Origin of the sequence: Pediococcus ethanolidurans, assembly GCF_001437405.1 — a bacterium.
Lineage (GTDB): Bacteria > Bacillota > Bacilli > Lactobacillales > Lactobacillaceae > Pediococcus > Pediococcus ethanolidurans.
In genome coordinates this window covers 1-18924 of record NZ_JQBY01000002.1, presented here as the reverse complement: position 1 = coordinate 18924, position 18924 = coordinate 1, and the positions used below count along the sequence as shown (strand labels likewise).

The 18924-nt window shown below is 37.7% G+C and carries 22 protein-coding genes and 1 other annotated feature; of the genes, 16 read left to right on the top strand and 6 right to left on the bottom strand.

Translation table 11 applies throughout. The features are described 5' to 3' along the window. Positions 1–23: 23 nt before the first annotated feature. The gene (locus IV87_RS00910) at positions 24–1331 is read right to left on the bottom strand and encodes a DUF4097 family beta strand repeat-containing protein (RefSeq protein WP_057805031.1); all 1308 of its coding nucleotides are present in this window, start codon (positions 1329–1331) and stop codon (positions 24–26) included. Beyond that, positions 1318–1665 (bottom strand): PadR family transcriptional regulator, encoded by a 348-nt coding sequence (locus IV87_RS00905; protein ID WP_057805030.1) that lies wholly within the window; start codon positions 1663–1665, stop codon positions 1318–1320. The genes IV87_RS00910 and IV87_RS00905 overlap by 14 nt, the downstream gene beginning before the upstream one ends. Positions 1666–1842: 177 nt before the next feature. On the opposite strand from IV87_RS00905, the gene IV87_RS11100 reads away from it, so the two are divergent. Further along, on the top strand, positions 1843–1965 hold the full coding sequence (locus IV87_RS11100) for a putative metal homeostasis protein (RefSeq protein ID WP_162259946.1): 123 nt from the start codon (positions 1843–1845) through the stop codon (positions 1963–1965). Then, positions 1966–2235 carry a 30S ribosomal protein S14 gene (gene rpsN / locus IV87_RS00900; RefSeq protein ID WP_057805029.1) on the top strand — a complete coding sequence of 90 codons (270 nt, stop codon included), beginning with the start codon at positions 1966–1968 and terminating at the stop codon, positions 2233–2235. Between the two features lie 529 nt (positions 2236–2764). Here the strand turns inward: rpsN and brnQ are convergent. Next, positions 2765–4144, bottom strand: coding sequence for a branched-chain amino acid transport system II carrier protein (gene brnQ / locus IV87_RS00895; protein WP_057805028.1), 1380 nt, complete (start codon positions 4142–4144; stop codon positions 2765–2767). An 82-nt stretch (positions 4145–4226) separates the two neighbouring features. After that, positions 4227–4457, bottom strand: a binding site (T-box leader). Positions 4458–4589: 132 nt separating this feature from the next. Beyond that, positions 4590–4736, bottom strand: a complete 147-nt coding sequence (locus IV87_RS11135; RefSeq protein ID WP_164481576.1) for a hypothetical protein — start codon at positions 4734–4736, stop codon at positions 4590–4592. A gap of 195 nt (positions 4737–4931) precedes the next feature. On the opposite strand from IV87_RS11135, the gene IV87_RS00890 reads away from it, so the two are divergent. The 10 genes from IV87_RS00890 to IV87_RS00845 all read left to right on the top strand — a co-directional run bounded on the left by IV87_RS00890 (position 4932) and on the right by IV87_RS00845 (position 13912). Beyond that, a complete protein-coding gene (locus IV87_RS00890) occupies positions 4932–5501 on the top strand; it encodes a hypothetical protein (RefSeq protein ID WP_057805027.1) in 570 nt (189 codons plus the stop codon). A gap of 604 nt (positions 5502–6105) precedes the next feature. Beyond that, positions 6106–6738, top strand: coding sequence for a TMEM175 family protein (locus IV87_RS00885; RefSeq protein WP_057805026.1), 633 nt, complete (start codon positions 6106–6108; stop codon positions 6736–6738). A 12-nt stretch (positions 6739–6750) separates the two neighbouring features. After that, positions 6751–7629, top strand: a complete 879-nt coding sequence (locus IV87_RS00880; RefSeq protein WP_057805025.1) for an RluA family pseudouridine synthase — start codon at positions 6751–6753, stop codon at positions 7627–7629. Continuing rightward, a complete protein-coding gene (locus IV87_RS00875; protein WP_057805024.1) occupies positions 7622–8182 on the top strand; it encodes an NUDIX hydrolase in 561 nt (186 codons plus the stop codon). The genes IV87_RS00880 and IV87_RS00875 overlap by 8 nt, the downstream gene beginning before the upstream one ends. A gap of 77 nt (positions 8183–8259) precedes the next feature. After that, positions 8260–8859, top strand: a complete 600-nt coding sequence (locus IV87_RS00870; RefSeq protein ID WP_057805023.1) for a GNAT family N-acetyltransferase — start codon at positions 8260–8262, stop codon at positions 8857–8859. Between the two features lie 237 nt (positions 8860–9096). After that, positions 9097–9537, top strand: coding sequence for a hypothetical protein (locus IV87_RS00865; RefSeq protein WP_057805022.1), 441 nt, complete (start codon positions 9097–9099; stop codon positions 9535–9537). A gap of 17 nt (positions 9538–9554) precedes the next feature. Then, positions 9555–10544 carry a Gfo/Idh/MocA family protein gene (locus IV87_RS00860; protein WP_057805021.1) on the top strand — a complete coding sequence of 330 codons (990 nt, stop codon included), beginning with the start codon at positions 9555–9557 and terminating at the stop codon, positions 10542–10544. Positions 10545–10996: 452 nt separating this feature from the next. Continuing rightward, positions 10997–12544 (top strand): ribonuclease Y, encoded by a 1548-nt coding sequence (gene rny / locus IV87_RS00855; RefSeq protein ID WP_057805020.1) that lies wholly within the window; start codon positions 10997–10999, stop codon positions 12542–12544. 2 nt (positions 12545–12546) lie between these two features. Next, positions 12547–13218: an HD domain-containing protein gene (locus IV87_RS00850; RefSeq protein ID WP_057805019.1), complete on the top strand. Its 672-nt coding sequence runs from the start codon at positions 12547–12549 to the stop codon at positions 13216–13218. A gap of 13 nt (positions 13219–13231) precedes the next feature. Further along, a complete protein-coding gene (locus tag IV87_RS00845) occupies positions 13232–13912 on the top strand; it encodes a phosphatase PAP2 family protein (protein WP_057805018.1) in 681 nt (226 codons plus the stop codon). 83 nt (positions 13913–13995) lie between these two features. Here the strand turns inward: IV87_RS00845 and IV87_RS00840 are convergent, their stop codons facing one another. Further along, on the bottom strand, positions 13996–14457 hold the full coding sequence (locus tag IV87_RS00840; RefSeq protein ID WP_057805017.1) for a hypothetical protein: 462 nt from the start codon (positions 14455–14457) through the stop codon (positions 13996–13998). Between the two features lie 207 nt (positions 14458–14664). On the opposite strand from IV87_RS00840, the gene IV87_RS00835 reads away from it, so the two are divergent. Both IV87_RS00835 and IV87_RS00830 read left to right on the top strand, forming a co-directional pair. Next, positions 14665–16227: a bifunctional metallophosphatase/5'-nucleotidase gene (locus IV87_RS00835; protein WP_236698947.1), complete on the top strand. Its 1563-nt coding sequence runs from the start codon at positions 14665–14667 to the stop codon at positions 16225–16227. Positions 16228–16410: 183 nt separating this feature from the next. After that, positions 16411–17307: a cation diffusion facilitator family transporter gene (locus IV87_RS00830; RefSeq protein ID WP_057805015.1), complete on the top strand. Its 897-nt coding sequence runs from the start codon at positions 16411–16413 to the stop codon at positions 17305–17307. A 15-nt stretch (positions 17308–17322) separates the two neighbouring features. Here IV87_RS00830 and IV87_RS00825 read toward each other — a convergent pair whose 3' ends face one another. Continuing rightward, positions 17323–17664 carry a hypothetical protein gene (locus tag IV87_RS00825; protein ID WP_057805014.1) on the bottom strand — a complete coding sequence of 114 codons (342 nt, stop codon included), beginning with the start codon at positions 17662–17664 and terminating at the stop codon, positions 17323–17325. Between the two features lie 144 nt (positions 17665–17808). Here IV87_RS00825 and IV87_RS00820 point away from each other — a divergent pair, with 144 nt between their 5' ends. Further along, positions 17809–18471 carry a metal-dependent transcriptional regulator gene (locus IV87_RS00820; protein WP_057805013.1) on the top strand — a complete coding sequence of 221 codons (663 nt, stop codon included), beginning with the start codon at positions 17809–17811 and terminating at the stop codon, positions 18469–18471. A 203-nt stretch (positions 18472–18674) separates the two neighbouring features. After that, positions 18675–18875, top strand: coding sequence for a cold-shock protein (locus tag IV87_RS00815; protein ID WP_057748686.1), 201 nt, complete (start codon positions 18675–18677; stop codon positions 18873–18875). Positions 18876–18924: the final 49 nt, after the last annotated feature.

Here is an 18924-nt window from a genome sequence, read left to right as displayed (position 1 = left end):
AAGAACTCAACCTAGATTTTTTATTAGTTTTCAAGATTCAATTTAACACCGCCAGAGTGAGTGTGGCCCGTAACTTGATAATGGGGATGCTCACCTACATGACCAATTTGATAGGCACTACCACTATGTTCAAGAACGGCCGTGCCATTTACCTTTGCTCTGCCACTTTTGGTATCCAGTTCAAAATTAAAAGGTACGGTAGTTGGTAAAGCCAATTGAACAGACCCACTGTGTGTATCAGCGGCGACATCACCAGTTAAATGATCAAAATTAAGTCGTACTGAACCACCACTGGTATGGAATTTACCGGAGCCTTTTCCGTGCATTAAACGTACTGAGCCGCCACTACTCTTCAAATTCATCAAACTTGTGACAGACTCAAGCGCAACTGAACCACTATGGGAAAAGGCAGCTAAATTAGTTGTTTGAATGTCTTTGCCATGGATTGATCCTGAAAAAGCTTCCAGGTTAAATTGAGAAATTTTGACCTGTTCTGCGTTGGCACTCCCAGAATGCGAAACGACATTCAGCTTTAACTGCTCATTGTGTAAATCTTGAACCTGAATTCGGCCATCACGAGTATCAGCTTTTAATGAGTGCGCATAATTTGTAGGAATCAGAATTTCTACTTTAACGTTGATATGCCAGAGTAGGGGACGGTCGCCTTGACGAATGGTCAATTCATGCTCAGAAGCACTGTTCTGTAAGTAGTAACGGTCATTGTTGCGACTCATATATTCGTTCACAATTAATTGATCGCCATCAGTTTGGCGAATGGTGAGTGAGGCATCTCGATAAATGACATTAATATGCGTAAGATCTTGAATCGGAAATGCTTGAGAATTTACAAGTGCCAAGGATTCCATATACATTTTTGAAGGGGTTTTACCATTAATTTTAACGTCACCGTCTGTTACTTTGATAAATCCATTGCCGATATCGACATTATCACCATCAACTTTAAGCAGCTTGCCAATTTCAACTTTGTCACCATCAACGAGCGTTTGATTACCTAAGCGAACTTTGCCATTCTCAATATCAAGGTTGCCAATGTGCACACTATTTTTCTTCTGGTTAGTTGTATCTTCGCTTTCGGTGTCTTGGTTTTGTTCATTATTAATTTCTTGAATAAGTTCATCGAGATTGCCCAGACGATCAAATGCGCTTTGAATCGCCTGATTTTCTGACATACCATCAGTTAAATTGTCATTGGTAGCTTCAGTAAGATCGGAAACCAATTCTTCTTTTAGTTCAGTTAACTCAGTAGAGGGTGAGTAAGTCATAAATAATTGATCTAACTTTGTGCGAATTTTTGTTTCAATGTTTGTCATAAGCGATACTTCCTTTAATTAGTTTTTCAATAATTTTTTTTGAAAAATCCCATTGTTGAACATTTGATGCCAATAGTTGTTGACCAGTCTCCGTGATTCGGTAGTATTTACGCCGCGCACCTTGCGTTTCATCACCCCAATAGCTTTCAATATCTTGATGTTTTTCGAGACGACGAAACACGGTGTAAAGAGTGGCCTCGTTAATTTCATACGCATCGTTACTCAAATATTTAACCTGTTTAGCAATTTGGTAACCATAACTGTCTTGTTGATTCAAAAGGTTAAGGATAATTGTATCGGTGTTGCCCCGAATTAAATCCTTAGAAATTTGCATAAATTCAAAGCCTCCTTAAAGTTGATTTTTTTGATTGTTTAAAATGTATCACATATTACTGTGTGTGTCAAAGTAATATGTGGAAAATAGTAAAAATACAAAATGGTTGGTAAATTTTAAAAAATGTGATATAAATGGTAACAGTTACTATTTAAGGCAAAAAGGAGAGCAAGTCGGATGACGAAAACAATGGATTTGGCGACAGCGTATCGACGATTAAAGAGCCCGAGTTTAAAGACAAGAAAGTCAGCGCTCCGGACGATTAAAGCTGCAAAAAAGCAGAAGAAAGGAAATCTGTAAATGGCAAAGAAGTCAAAAATTATTAAGGAACAAAGAATTGAAGCAACGGTGGCAAAATATGCGTCACTGCGAAAACAATTGAAAAAGAATCATGATTATGAGGCATTGAGCAAGTTGCCAAGGAATGCTTCGCCAACAAGAATTCATAGAAGGGATCATTTGGATGGCAGGCCGCATGCATATTTGAGAAAGTTTGGGTTGTCGCGTTTGAACTTTAGGAGGCTGGCACATGAGGGTCAGATTCCAGGAGTGAGAAAGGCGAGTTGGTAAAACAAGAGCGTGGAAAAAAACGGGAGACTGCGAGCATTAACGTAGCTTCGGGAATGAACCACGGGTTGTGCGGTTCATTTTCGAAGGTGGGTTAAGCGGAGTGGTCTGTTTTTTGGAGCGCGTTTAAAAACAAGAGTGTGAAGAAAAACGGGAGACTATGAGCATTAACGTAGCTTCGGGAATGGACCACGGGTTATGCGGTTCGTTTTCGAAGGTGGGTTAAGCGGAGTGGTCTATTTTTTGGAGCGCGTTTAAAAACAAGAGTGTGAAGAAAAACGAAAGACTGCGAGCACCAGTATGACTTACCATATTGTTCACGTTTTTTGTGAATGATGTGGTAAGTTGGGCTGGGCGGAGTAGTCTGTTTTTTGGAACACGTTTAAAATAAAAAGTGTGGAAAAAACGAAGTAATCTCCCAACTAAAATTTCTCAGTTTAAACGATAAAAACACAAAACACGCATCTTTCAATGATTGAGCTAACTATACTTGACCCTAATCATTGAAAGATGCGTGTTTTTTTAATTGATTTTACTCTTGGCTTTGTTGAGGAACTTTGCCAACATTTAAATGACGTTTGACGAGATAGCAGGCAACGCCTAAAACCATTCCTAGCAAAGCTGGTAACAGCCAGTCGAGTCCATATTGAGCAAGTGGCAGATAAGCTTGTTGAAAGCTTGTCATGGCTTTACCAAGGGCACTTTGACTGACGACAGATGGGAAAGCAGACATCATATCAAACAGTGCTGGGATAACCGTGAAAGTTACGACAAATTTATAAACAATCGGATCACGATGAAACAGGGGAGATAAAACTGAAAGTAAGATAAGTGCCATCGCTAATGGATACAAAAACATTAAGAATGGTGTTGACCAAGCGATAATTTGATTTAAACCAAGATTAGCCGTTAAGAATGATGCAAGACTTGTAAATGCTAACCAAGTTTTGTAGCTGATCTTTGGAAAGTGTTTGTGGAAATCTTGTGCAAACGCAGCAACTAAGCCAATGGCAGTAGTTAAACAGGTTAAAGTAATTAAAGCAGCTAGAATAGACTGACCAACAACACCAAGATAGTGATTAACAATTTGATCAAACGCAACACCACCGTTAGCACTTAATTTGAATTTACCAAGTGACATTGCCCCCAATAAAATTAAGGCAACATAGATAACAGCTTCAAATCCCATCGAAAGAAGGCCAGCACGGGCAGTGACAAAAGCAATGCTGTTTGCATTTTTCTTGCCCATAAACTTAATTGCCGTCACAACGGTAACTCCAAACGCCAAACCGGCCAGGGCATCCATAGTGTTGTAACCTTGTAAAAAGCCGTTTGTGAAAGCACCAGTTTTATAGGCAGTTGTGACGGCCTGACTTGCGGGTGTTCCTAAGGGATGACTGAAACCAAGGATAAATACAAAAACTAGTAAGGTCAGAAAAACGGGATTCAAGAGTTTACCAACGTTAGAAACAATTTTATTTTGTTCAACTGAAAATAGGTAGGCAAGGCCAAAGAAAACAGCAGAAAAAATAACAAGTCCTAAAGTTTGAAAATGAGCAGGAATTAAAGGAGCAACACCAACTGTATAGGAAACAGTGGCGGTTCGTGGTGTTCCAAAAAGTGGGCCAATTGTGCCGTGAATTAAGACCATAAAGGTTAGGGCAAAAACGGCTCCCAGTGGTTTACCAATATCATAGACACCTTCTGAACGGGTGATGCTGATTGCTAGTACCGATAGTAGCGGTAGTAAGACACCAGTTACTAAAAAACCAAGGGCAGCCGGAAACCAGTTTGCGCCGGACAATTGACCTAAATGAAGTGGGAAAATTAAATTTCCAGCTCCAAAGAATAAGGCAAACAGCATGGAACTGACCACCACATAATCTTTTTTAGTTAACTTTTTTTCTTCCATAAATATCACTCCTCGTAAAATTTAAATCAGACGAGTAAAAAAACTGAAAAATAAAAAACGTCCTCATCAGAATAGTTATTCTGACAAGGACGTTTTTAGCGTGTTACCACCTTTGTTTACAGGACTATCACTAATCCTGCCTTTTCGAGTACGAAATTATACTCTAGCCCTGTAATGGGAGCACCCAATGCCTACTCAAATTCGTAAGTATCGCTCAAAGATGATGTTCTGGAAAAATACATTGACGTCCTTTCACCAAATGACGCTCGCTTTGCAATGGGTGTTTTCCATACTTTCTTTTCACAGCTTTTTTCTCATTGATTTATAATATGTTCTTAATCTACTACGAGAATTCTTAAGTGTCAACCTTAAAATGAAAATAAAAAAATAACCCTTCAATTTTCGTGATGAACGTTTGAATGATTATTTCACGGCGATTAGCCTATTATTTAACTTTTGGAGTGTCAACAATTTCTTCTGTCTTGCCCTTAGCGAAACGTTGGATAGCAACGATTCGTGCTTGACGACGGCGACGTTCGCGCTTTCCAGCAACAGGACGACGTTTTGCAAATGAGTTATATGGTGATCTCATGATGTTCCTCCTAAAAAATTTAAGTTACTACCATTGTAATCATAAATGGCCCTAAAAAGCAAATGTATTTTACAAAAAACGTGTAATCTATGGACGTAAAAATTTATTAACGACTCCTTTAAACTTTGGTAACCAAGTTGCAACACTTTATCTGTATTATAAACAACAACTCAATAAATCAGAAGGGAGTCATTTATGATTAAAAACCAGTATCGTTTAGTTAACTGGATTGAACAACAACTCAAAACACAGCGATCGCAACCAGAAAATTTGTTTGTAGCTTTCGGTTACTTGAACCAAGTGATGGGTGCCCTAGAAGACAAACAGGCTGTTAACAAACATTATGATGAACGAACGGTTAGTGCAGCACGAGCACTAATGCAGATGACAAATGAGCAGTTTTTAGGTGAAGTTGCTAAAATTCGGCATAAACCAATCGAACTTTCTGGTGAAGGAATTCAAGTTCTACGCTGGTTTAAAGATCGTAACTTAAATGATCAGGGTAATCTGGTCAGCAATCTTGGATTTTTAACAGAAATTGTAAATGAAACGGATCAAACACAAATTACCAGTTGGGATCGTCAAACAGTTAAGGTGGCTAAAATGGCTAACCGAGTTAGCAATGATGAATTGATTGCTATTCTTCTAAATTGTCAATCCAAAGCTAAAATTGAACAATTAAAAAAAGCAAAGCAAATTTCCCGTTATTCAAGTTTATTTAAACGTACTAAAGGTAGAAAGAACTTTGGATCATTTGAAAATTAAAATAAGGGGTATATATTTAGAAAAAGTCGATAATTTCGGCTTTTTTTTATCGAAAATTCTGATTAATATTCAGTTAAATGCAGTAACTAGTAGTGTCATGGGTAATCTGATTGGGGCAGTTTCTCAAGCGGCTCGATGTTACTAGCAATTTTATCGGAAAGACTGGAAAGATTCATGTTTAACCCAAGAAATAGGAATTAGCTTGTAAGCTACCCACACTGTTCAAATCAGCTCCGGAACAGAACCCAAAAACAGTTAAAAGTTAAAATTAAATCTAATTAGAGGCACTATCTACTAAAACTGGATACATATTCAGCACTAAAGGTTGAAAGCCCAAAACACATCTCGTTGCCTGATATAAAAGCGTTTTTGGTAACAAAATTTGATTGAAATGCCGTCTTCCAGCCCAAATTTGCTGGAAGACGGCATTTTAGACTATTTTTTATAGGCTAAGTCGTTTAACAGCAGTTATTGAAGTGATTTTTATACTTTTAACCTTTAGTTCAGCACTAGAATTGATTCGCGGTGAATGCGAAAGCAGGTTATAATACTTATATTAATGAATAAGTAATGATAAAAGGTTCAAAAAGAAGGGGATGGGCCTTTGAAAATAGATCGAATGCAGGCTTTTAGTGATGGAGTTTACGCTATTTTAATTACCATTTTAGTTTTGGACTTCAAAATTCCAGATTATCATGTGGGTAGTTTGTTCTCGGCTGTGCTTAAACAATGGCCAACAATGTTTGCTTACATTGTTTCTTTTCTGTATGTTGGCACAATTTGGCTGTTTCATCATGATTTTTTTCAAACCCTAAAAGAGACAAATACGAGTCTGAATATCATTAATTTAGTGATGCTTTTTTCAGTCACACTGATTGATTATCCAACGGCACTGGTAGCTAATACCTTAATTTCGGAAAATCAAAATGATATGCAAGTAGCGTTTGTTTACTATGACATTGTTGCTTTATTTATTTCACTGACATTTGCTTGGTTGTACTCGTATGTGCGAAAACATCCTGAATTAACACGCATGAAGAGTGACCAGCCCCATTTTTATTTAGCGATTAGATATGACCCAGTTCGCAGTGTCATTATTTATGGAGCAGCAATTTTAGCAACTTTTTTCTCGATTTGGTTAGGTGCATGTTTATTGTTAGTCGGGGTAGGCTATCATTTTGTTGCCTATCTAAGGCTGAGCAAATCGATGCAAAAGAGTATTAGAGAAGACAGATAATGGAGAGTTTAAATGATTATTAATTTAAAGAATACAACAAAGCAACCAATGAGAATCAAAGCATTTTTGAAGTCAAAGGGTTTAAGTCATCGCTTGATTAGCACCGCGAAACACGAAGGTACAATGAAAATAGATGGCCACAAAGTTAGCACAACTGATGTGCTTGATGCAGGAGCAGAATTAAATTTACGTTTGCCCAAAGAAAAATCGGATGCTAACGTTCCGTTTAGTTTTAAACCGGTGGAGATTGTTTTTGAAGATGATAATTGGTTGGTGATCAATAAACCTGTTGGCCTATCTTCAGTGCCAGGTCCTAGTAACCGAGAAGATACCGTTGTGAATCGAGTTAAAGGACATCTCAAAGATCAGGGCAGCAAAGATTTAATTCCTCATGTGATTACAAGATTAGACCGTGATACCAGTGGTGTAATGCTAATCGCTAAGAATCGGCTAGCAGTTGGTGTCTTAGCCCCACAAATTGAAAATCATGACATTGAGAAAAAATACTTTGCCTTTGTACAAGGAACGCTTAAAGAAAAAGAAGGATTAATTGATAAGCCAATTGCCCGTGCTGAAGATGGAATTCATCGTGAAGTAAGTGAAACGGGACAACAAGCGCAAACGCGGTTTCAATTAATTCAGCAATATGATACTTATGCGTTGGTTGAAGTCGAACTATTGACTGGTAGAACCCATCAAATTCGGGTACATTTTGCAAGTTTGGGGCATCCTTTATTAGGTGACCAGCTTTATGGTGGACCAATGGACAAGAAAATTGTTCGGCAAGCCTTACATGCTACTTCGTTGAAATTTGTAGATCCGTTAACTGACCAAACGCATTTGTTTGAAGTACCAATGCCACAGGATATGGAGAATCTAAAAAATGTTTAAAAATGAAGGAATTTCGGGTAAAATCTTAGCCCAAAAAGAAATCTATAGGGGACCGATTTTTACCTTAAATAAGCAGAAAATCAAAACACCTGATGGTTTAACGATTGATCGCGATGTAATTTTGCATGGTTCAGCTGTGACCATCTTGGCATTTACAGCCGATCAACATGTTTTGCTAAATTCAGAATATCGAGTGGGTGTTAATGCCGAAAGTTTATCATTGCCGGCAGGATTAATTAATGAAGGTGAAACTCCTGTTCAAGCAGCCAAACGGGAATTAATCGAAGAAACTGGGTATCAGGCTAAAAAGATTGAAATTATGACGACATCCACGGTGTCAGCTGGTTTTTCAACTGAAAAAGTTGTTTTGGTTTTGGCTCAAATTGAATCTACCAAAACAAAACAACAACATTTCGATAGCGATGAATTTGTAAATAGTCAGTTGATTCGGTATAGCCATTTGAAGCAATTAATTGCTCAGGGACGGGTGCGCTCATCGCAAGCTATTGCCACGGTGGGATACTATGAAATGTTTTGTAAAGATAAACAGTAGTTTTTTTACATTTGCAAACAACTTTACATTTTTACGATAATCCCGTAATCTATTAGATAGATTAAAGGAGGATTTTTGTGATAATTATACGTGAAGCTGATAAAGATGATGCCGGTCAGATAGCCCCGTTGATTAATATTATTTATGATGAAATGGAACTAGATGAACTGGATGATGTCCCTGACCCTGTTTGGATGCGAGTTCTAAAACGTGCCTATCAAACCGATGCTTATACTGGTGAGAAGGCCACTACCATTGTTGCGGAGGATCAAACAACTGGTAAAGTTGTAGGCGTTGCATTCGGTTATCCTGATCAGTATGAAGAAGATCTGGATGCAATTATTGATCGAATTACCCTTAAAGCTAACGTGTTTGATGGTGATGTATTAGATCCAGACTTAGAAGCTTTTAAAAATGAATGGTATCTTGATTCTATAGCGGTTGATCCTGAATATCAGGGTCAAGGAATTGGCGGCCGTTTATTACATGCGCTGCCGGAGTTTGTTCGCCAAGATGGAGATACAATCATTGGTTTAAATGTGGATTTTGAAAATCCTAATGCCAAGCGATTGTATGCAAGACACGGTTTTAAAAAAGTGGGGACCAAAAAGATTGGCGATCATATGTATGATCATATGCAAAAACCAATTGTAACAACACAACCTGTGTTCGCTTAAAAATAATAAAAAATGGAAAACAACTTTCCTTTATTTTCCACATTTTAAATAGAAATTTTGCAAATAAAAAGCAGGAGATTGGTAAGTACTTTGACCAATCTCTTTTTTTGAAAACTTGCTTAAAATAAGTGTGAAATGGTATTTGCTAACTATCACAGTCATTGGAGTATCTTTTGTGAATGGTTTATTATAAAATCAAGAGGAATAATAAAATAAAAATATAATGGGGTAATTAAATTGAGTAAAGATAATGATGATTTTCAAGAAGTTGAATTAACTTTAGGCGACAAGAAATTTGAACAAATGTTAATGGTTTTAAACCATGGCATTTCTAAGAAAAATGCTAGTGAATATAATTTCAATGGCAATGATATGCAAGAGGTTGGTGAGAATGTTTGGGCCGTTCCGGCTTATTTAGCTGACCACTATTCCTTGTTCTTCCTTTATACCCAAATTGATACCAAAGACTGGGTAGTGGCCTTTGCTGAAGGAAAAATGGGAAAAGAACAATTTGAACTTGGTTTGCCAATGACAACTGGTAAAGGTTTAAATGTTTTGGCAGAAAAAGACATGGACCGCGCACAAATGGTTACTGGCTTTGTAAATGATATTTCCAAAGCAGGTGAAGGTGAGTGGCGCATGATTGATGAAGGAAATACAGAAGATAAAAAGGATTAATATCTGAGGTAAGCGCTATGGAACGAAAAGTTGTGCGATACGGCATTATGGGAGCTGCTTCGATTGTGCCGCGTATTATTGCGGGAATTCATGAATCACCCAATAGCCAAGTTGTGGCGATTGCCGCTCGCAACCTCGAAAAAGCTCAAAAAGTAGCTAATCAATTTGAAATCCCAGTGGCATATGGAAGCTATGAGGAACTTTGTGCAGATCAAAATATAGATGTTATCTATATTCCGCTGTGGAATGCAGGTCATTATGCCGGGGCAAAATTGGCGTTACAGCATCATAAGAACGTGTTGTTGGAGAAACCATTTACCTTAACTTATGCACAGGCAAAGGATCTTTTTGAGTTGGCAAGAAAGCAACAATGTTTTTTAATGGAAGGTCAAAAGGCGGCTTTTTTGCCTATTACCGATCAAGTGCGCAGGCAGTTACTAGAACAACATGCCATTGGAAAGATTTGTGGTATTACAATTCAAGAAGCACATCCCGGCATTGAAAAAATCCCCTGGTTTCACGATGTGACGGTTGGTGGCGGCGCATTTTATGGAAGTGCCTCGTATGGATTGGAATATTTACAGTTAGTTTTGCAAACTGACATTGTGGCGTATCAAGGACAGGTTAGTCACACAGCATTGCAGGCAGATGATCAGGCACAATTAAATCTCAAGCTAAAATCAGGTCAGTTGGCCAGTGTATTTATGACCACCCTGAGTCAGCAGGTGCCTAGTCAAATTACCTTTTGGGGAACAAAGGGTTCGTTGACTGTACCTAACTATTGGAAAACGGATGCTTATGAACTGACTGTTAATCAGGTAACTCAAAAGTTTAAACAGACACAAAAGAGTGAGTTTGTTTACGAGTTTAATCATGTTTCAGAGCAAATATTAAACAAACAGCAGGCAAGTTCAGTTATGACTCCGGCCATTACTTTGAAAACAATGAAGATTATTGAGGGCCTTTATCGTCAGTGGTTTCCGACTCAAATGAAAAAGATTCGTTAACTTGTGTCATTTTGCTTGTGAGTTGGTTTTAAAGATGATACTCTTTGGATGGGGTAGGGTTCGATCTAAGTACCAAGGAATACCTGCAATATCAGTCGATTTTTTGGATGGACTGATGCTTGTCATGTTGCAACGTTTTTAAGAAAAAAGTTTTGTGAAAGATTTTTTAATTAGATGCGTACAAATACGCTTTGACTGCGTTTCCTATTGAATCCTAGGAAACGTAAGGAATCGTAATTGAAACAATATGTACCTTGAAACTTTAAGTTTTAGATTGGTATTTAGATCTATCCCCAGGCGCTTTTCAAGTTGAGCAGGTTCTTGAAAAGCGCTTTTTATTTTGGTTATCTAATTTTTGCGACTCTGATCTAAAGAAAATCAAAGTAGGGGTTAAAAACATTGTGATATAATGGGAGATATGAATTTAACGATACTAAAAGGAGGAATTTCAGATGTTTGTTGTGAGTATAGTTGCTTTATTGATTGCCATTGCAATTGGTTTTGAAATTCGAAAAATTGAACATCAGCGTCATTTACGGTTAGCTCATCAACAAGCGCAACAAATTCTGAAAGACGCCGAAAAAGAGGGACAAGTAGCCGCCAAACGAGCCTTAAGTAAGGGCAAACGTGAGACACTAGCTTATCAAGAATCGATTGATCAAGAAATTACGACTGATGTGCAAGATAATAGTCGTAAGGCCACCTGGTTAGATCAGCGTGATCAAGTTTTGAGCGAAAAAGAAGATCTTCTTAACCGACGTTTTGATAATTTTAAAAATAAACAAGAACTGATTAAAGAAAATCGTGAGGCTTTAAAAGAAATTCGAACCCAGGCCACAGATTTAATTGCTAAAAGAGAAGAGACCTTGCAGGATGTGGCTGAAATGAGTCATAACAAGGCACAAGAATACGTTTTGGACGAAACAAAACGTGATTTGAAAGAAGAAGGCAAGCGAACCGTTCGAAATGCAGAAGCTGAGTATCAGAGTAGCAGTGAAAAAGAGGCAAAAAACCTAATTGCTCATGCAATTGAGCATAGTGGAATTCGGTCACATATTTTTCCATCTAATCGAACGATGGATGTACCTTCTAACGAAGCGTTGGGTAAAATTATTGGTAATGCTGGTCAAAATGTGCGAGCACTAGAAGCTTTAACTGGAATTGATATTAATATTGATGATCAACAACGGTTAATTACACTAGATGGCTATGATCCCATGCGACGAGAGATTGCCAAACGTGCAATGACGCAGATTATTCAGGCTAATCGAATTAATCCCGATATTGTGGAACAAATTGTCAATCAAACAGTAAGAACAGTTGATGAACTGATTCGTGGTTTTGGTGAACAGGCGATTAATGAACTCAATATTAAAAATATTCATCCTGATTTGATCAAATTTATTGGGCGAATGCATTTTCGAACTAGCTATGGGCAAAACATATTGGATCATTCGATCGAAGCTGCTAATTTAGCGGGTGTCTTTGCTGCTGAGTTAGGTGAAGATGTTGATTTAGCCAAACGAGCAGGTCTCTTGCATGATATTGGTAAGTCAATTGACCGTGATGTCGAAGCTACGCACGTGGAATTAGGTGTAGAGCTAGCAACTCAGTACCATGAAGATCCGGTTGTAATTAATGCGATTGCTTCTCATCATGGTGATGTCGAAGCTAAGTATGTGATTTCTGATCTGGTAGCTGCTGCTGATGCTATTTCAGGTTCACGCCAAGGTGCGCGAAGTGAATCGGCTGCAGATTATTTGCAACGCATTTCTAGTTTGGAAGGCATTGCCAATCAGTATCCTGGGGTACAGGAGAGTTATGCCATTCAAGCAGGGCGTGAGTTACGCGTGATTGTAAAGCCGAACCAAACCTCTGATAAAAGTATTGAGAAACTGGCTGGAAGTGTTAAGGATCAAATTGAACAAGAAGTTACCTATCCTGGTCAGGTAAAAGTGACGGTTGTTCGAAAGTTACAAATTGTAGAATACGCGGGGTAAAAATGAAGAAATTGAATAATGAAGAAGAAAAAGTTCTGGATACAATTGATAAGTTTGTATTTTCCAAGTTAAATGATGATAGAACAGGGCATGATTATGCGCATATTCAACGTGTGGTCAAACTGGCTCGCCGATTAGCTTTAGAAACTACTGACACAGATGTTGATTTATTTGTTGTGTTGGCTAGTGCTGAATTACATGACGTAATTGATGAGAAAATTGTGGATAATCAAGCAGCTGCTGAAACTGAGGTCAAACAGTTTTTACAGGATCGGAAAGTTAGTGCAAAAAGAATTGCCGCTATTTTCGATATTATTACACACATGTCATTTTCAAAAAACTTGGAACATCATTATCAGTTAACCATAGAAGGCCAGTTAGTCCAGGACTCGGATCGTTTAGATGCAATTGGGGCGATTGGCATTGGTAGAGTATTCTATTATGGTGGTGCGCACGGACACGTAATGTATGATCCTAAGATTGCTCCCCGAGATAAAATGACACATGCCCAATATCGTCAGAATGAAACGGTTATTAATCATTTTTATGAAAAACTTTTGAAACTTGCAGGACTGATGAATACGGCCGCGGCTAAAAAGATTGCCAAACATCGAACAACTGTTTTGGAAGACTTTCTCGAAGAATTCAAAGCAGAATGGAATCAAAATAAATAATTTGGAGTAGCTTATGTTAAAAAATCAAAACTCAATTTCGGCTAAGTCCGCTTGGGCGTCGGGATTAATTTTTATTCTACTAATGTTGTCGGTTAAAGCTAATTTTTCACTGCTATTGAAAATTGATACGGGAATTATTAGTGTGGTTCAAAGCTCGTTTCCATCGTTTGAAACAGCTTTGATGACCATAGTAACTAAGATTGCCGAACCGTCATTTGCAATCGTATATGCTGTTATTATTGCCGGCATATTGTGGTTTATGCGCATGCGTGTAGATGCAATTTGGACCTTGGCAACGATTGGTGGTGGCGATGTCATTGCCTACATATGTAAAGAAATTGTCCAACGAGCACGACCAAGATGGAATCAGATTATTCCAGAAAGTGGTTATAGTTTTCCAAGTGGTCATACATTTGGAGCAGTTATCATTGTGTTCCTGATACTATGGTTTTTCGTTAGTCAGCTGCGTTCAGAAACCTTGCAAAAGGCTTGCCAAATTATATTGATCATTTGGGTTGTATTGGTGATGTACTCGCGTGTTTATTTGGGAGCACATTACCCATCAGATGTGTTTGGTGCTTTTTTCTTGGCGATTGCCTGGTTAGCGATTGCGCGTTGGTTGTATAACAAGCTGTATGATTTTGTTGCTCAGTATGTGGAACCAAAGGCTGAAGGAAAACATAGTCAGCATTAATTGATAATAAAACGTGAGACAAAAGTGATTAAATTCACATTTGTCTCACGTTTTTGTTTATTTAAAAATGATTTGTCTATTCTTTAGTAAGTACCCTTGATAACGAAGAATGATCCCCGAATGACACCTGCTAAACGTGACTTCTGATGAGCAAACTTAAATTTACCTTCAAATTCTTTTGGAATGGGCATACCATTGGATAACTTGAAGCCAACTGCACGTTTACCGCCTTCAGTTAGGCTGTACATGATGTTGACAGCTAAACCATTCTCGTAGAAAACATAGGCCATTTTAGTGCCGTTTACTTCAAATTCTGATACTTCTAAGGGTTTATAGGGAAAATGCATATCTCTTTCTGATAAGATCTTTTCAATCCAGGCGAGCGTGTCTTTGCCTTCACTGGCGGGGATGGTTGTAAAAACATGCTTATACTTATTCCAATAGTAACGTGCCTCGTTTGCCCGTAATCCTGCTAACGCATTGGCTACTGGCGAACTTTCCAAACCCACTGTGGATACTTTCTTGAAATCAACTTCATATGCCACTTTATGTTACCTCATTTCCGTATTTGTTAGTCATAGTATATAAAGTTATGACTGGTCGGTCAATTCAAACGAAGCAAAAAGCGAGATAAAAGAGAAAAAATTGTGCATAATCGAAGCCGCTTTCAAATATGTGATAATTAATCGTCACGATTAGATAGGTTTGTGGTAAAATCGATGTTATCTAGAAGATTTGATGGAGGTGAAAATTTGACACTCAAATTAACCATTCTTTCAACAAGTGATGTGCATGGATTTGTCTATCCTACTAACTTTGTAAAACAACATTTGAATTTACCTTTTGGTTTATTAAAGGCGGCGCAGGTTATCGCAAAGGAACGTCAGAATGCAACTGGACCAGTACTCACGGTTGATGCAGGCGACGTGCTAGAAGGGTCACCTTTGACAGAATATCTTGCAAAGTTTAGCAATCCACCGGCACCACAACGATTAATGAAGGCGTATAATGCGATTGATTATGATGTTGGGGTGTTAGGAAATCATGAATTTAACTATGGATTGAATTATCTAAAAAAGGCCGTTGAGAATACTAATTACCCAATTTTATCGGCGAATATTTTGAATCAGGATGATAACTCATTAGTGGACGGAGCCTATCGAATTTTTTCTAAACAGGGAATTCGAATTGCAGTGTTAGGATTAACAACTGCGTATATCCCATTTTGGGAAGATCCAGTACATATTAAAGGACTTAAGTTTAAAAAGGTTCTCGACACAGCTAAACATTACGTGGAAGAATTAAAGAAAAAAGCAGATGTGCTTGTCGTTGTTTACCATGGAGGATTTGAACGTGATTTGAAGACGGGTAAAGAAACAGAGTCGCTTCGTGGTGAAAACGTTGGTTATGAACTGTTAAAAACAATTAAGGGCATTGATGCTTTGGTTTCTGCGCATCAACATCGGTTAATTGCGACTAAATTATTTGGTGTTCCGACTGTTCAAGCAGGTCATCGAGGGGCAGCGGTTGGCAAAATCACTTTAGAAATTGATCCACAACAAACCCATATGGTGGTTGGCTCAACTGCTGAATTGATTTCAACAGCAAAATATCCAGTACATAAAGAATTAAAAGCAATCATGACTGATGTGGAAACAGATACACAGACATGGCTAGATCAACCATTAGGAAAAGTTCAGGGGAACATGAAAATTACCGATCCCTTTAAGGCAAGAATTGAAGAATCAGCCTTTATTGAATTTATTCAAAAAGTTCAAATGGAAGCCACGGGGACTTCTATTTCGGCCACCGCCTTGTTTAATGATGAAGCAACCGGATTTGACGAACAAATCACCATGCGCGAAGTCGTGACTAACTATGTTTATCCGAATTCATTGGCTGTTTTACGCGTCTCAGGAGCTGATATTCGTGCAGCACTTGAGGTAAGTGCCAAGTATTTTATGGTTAATGAAAAAAATGAGTTTATTGTGAATCCAAGGTATCTATCGCCTAAAAAACGTCACTACAATTATGATATGTATGAAGGCATCGATTATACTTTAGACATTTCAAAACCGGTGGGTAGTCGTGTGGTCCGTTTGGCAACGAAGGGACATCCAATTGAAGCCAAGGACTCATTTGAAATTGTCCTTAATAAGTATCGTGCAGTTGGTGGTGGACACTATCCGATGTTTTCAGAAGGTAAAATTATTCGCGAAAATACAGAGGCAATGTCAGAGTTAATTGCGGATTATTTACAAAAACATCCCGTGATTACCGCTACAGTAAATAATAATTTCAAGATTATTAAATGACCAAACAACCTAAAATTGACTTGAATAAGGAATTTCGTCTTATTTCTTACTTGAATTAATCTTAGGTTGTTTGTGATTTTAAGGATTGTTGTTATCAACAATATTTTTAATTTTTCTAACCTTTATGTTGGCTTGCTTAGTAGTTTGTTTTAGCCGATAATTAACACAGAGGGGGAGATACAGATGTATAAAAATTCTAGAATGAGCGGATTACGTTTTTTGCTGGTAACCGTTTTAAACGCATTAATCACCGTGGTGGAACTTATCGGTGGACTCTTATCTGGTAGTTTGGCATTGCTCTCGGATGCTTTTCATAATCTTGGTGATTCTGCATCCGTTGTTTTGGCGTATGTTGCCAGTCGCATCGGACTTAAGAATTCAAATACTTCAAAAACATTTGGGTACCGACGTGCTGAAATCATTTCTGCTTTTGTGAATTCTGTATTTTTAATTGTCGTTTCAGTTTTTTTGATTATTGAAAGTGCTCATCGAATTTTAAACCCGGAGCCAGTAAATGGCGGTATTATGCTAATTGTGGCAATTGTGGGAACGTTAGCTAATTTTGTTTCTGCCTTATTATTGAGCCGTGGTGCAAAAAATAATTTAAACATTAAAGCCACTTATCTGCACATTTTAAGTGATGCGATGTCTTCATTTGGGATTATCATTGGTGCAATTATTATTCAGATTTGGCATATTAACATCGTTGATCCAATTGTCACAATTTTAGTTTCAGGATACATAATGTGGGAAACGTGGCCCGTTTTAAAAGAGGCCATCAATATTTTGATGCAGGCTGCACCTAATCTTGATTTTGAAGCAATGAAACATGATATGTTAAAAGAACCTGGGGTAGTTAACGTCCATCATATTCATGCTTGGCAAATTGATGAAAATCGCATTATGTTTTCTGCACATATTAACTTGAATGATCAATTATTAAGTGATGTGGAGCCGATTTATCGTCATTTGGAGAATTTATTGCAAAAAAAATATCACGTGGATCACGTGACTTTGCAAGCTGAAGTTTTTCGTGGAAAAAGTAATGAACTATTTACGCGTGATCGGCATGATATTTAATGCCAGTTGTGAAAGTTAACTTTCGATCACAAGCTGTTTATGAAGCGAGACGAACCAGGTATGCCAAGGAATTTCTGGTGTCCCAGTTAGATTAAATTTTTGGTTAAGATGTTCGATAACCTGAAGATAATCTTTACTTGAAGTTGCAAGACTTAAGTCTAACAAGTTGGCGTGGGTCAAATAACGATTGCGAGCGATAAAAGCATTAATATCGCTAAGATAGCCTGCGGGAACAAATGATGACACAATTTCAAGATTTCCGGCCTTGTAGAGGCGAATATAAAACTGAGCAAATGAACGAACGGCCTTTGCTTGGGTGTCCGAATCTAATTGCGTGATTGACACTAAATTACTCATAATAGCCCTTCCTAACTAAACTTATTACACCTTTAGTATAGACCTTAACTATTAAAAGTGTAAAATTAAAGTTTGGGATGCCTTAGTTGTATTTCTTATGTAAATGAGTTATAAAAGTAGTATTAACAAAATGAGGTGAATAGATTGACCCCGATGAAGGAAGACTATCTTAAAATAATTTTTGAGTTAGGCGGAAAATCAAAGAAAATATCAAATAAACAAATTGCAATGGGACTAAACATTGCAGCTGGTTCTGTAACTGAAATGGTTACAAAGTTAGTAGAAGAAGGATTAGCTAAGCACACACCATATTCTGGAATTTCACTTACGAACAAAGGTATTCAGATTGCAGAAATAATGGTACGTAAGCATCGAATTTGGGAAACCTTTTTGGTGAAAAAATTATCGTATAAGTTGTCCGAAGTTGATGCAGATGCTGAAGTTTTAGAACATGTGACAAGTGAAAAACTTTTAGATTCGCTCGATCAGTTTTTGGGTCATCCTACGCATTGCCCACATGGCGGCGTCATTCCTGATAAGGATGGCAATTATCAAGAAGATAGTCATACATTGTTGGCTGACGTTAAAGAGGGTAGTGTTGTCGTAGTGGATCGATTTATTGATAATCGAGAACTTTTGAACTATCTGGATGAAATTGATTTGGATATTGGTGATAAAATCCAAGTGATTCATCATGCCCCGTTTGAGGGTGCGACAACGGTTAAACTTATTGATAACGAATCAGAAATTGATGAACGACAAATAAGTTATAAAGCAGCTCATTATGTGTTTGTGCAGGAAAGCTAATGGGGGTATAAAAATTAGGTAATTAAAAAAATAAGAGCTTAATTGTAAATTAGCTATCTTTTTCTAAATTTATATGCTACAATTACATTGTATTTTGGTTAGGTAATTTTGGTAAGATCGTTTCATAAAGAAATATCCCCAATTTGCACCGGATCAAGTATTAAAATATTTAGTGCAAAAAGCACTCAGGAGGATTTTCTATTATGGAACATGGTACAGTTAAATGGTTTAACGCAGACAAGGGTTTTGGTTTTATTACTCGCGAAAATGGTAGCGATGTATTCGTACATTTCTCAGCTATCCAAGGCGACGGCTTCAAGACTCTTGAAGAAGGCCAAGCAGTTACTTTCGATGTAGAAGAAAGCGACCGTGGACCACAAGCAGTTAACGTTGTTAAAGACTAATTAAAAATTAGAATTTACTGGGTCTCTGTCAAATCGTATTGGTGGAGAT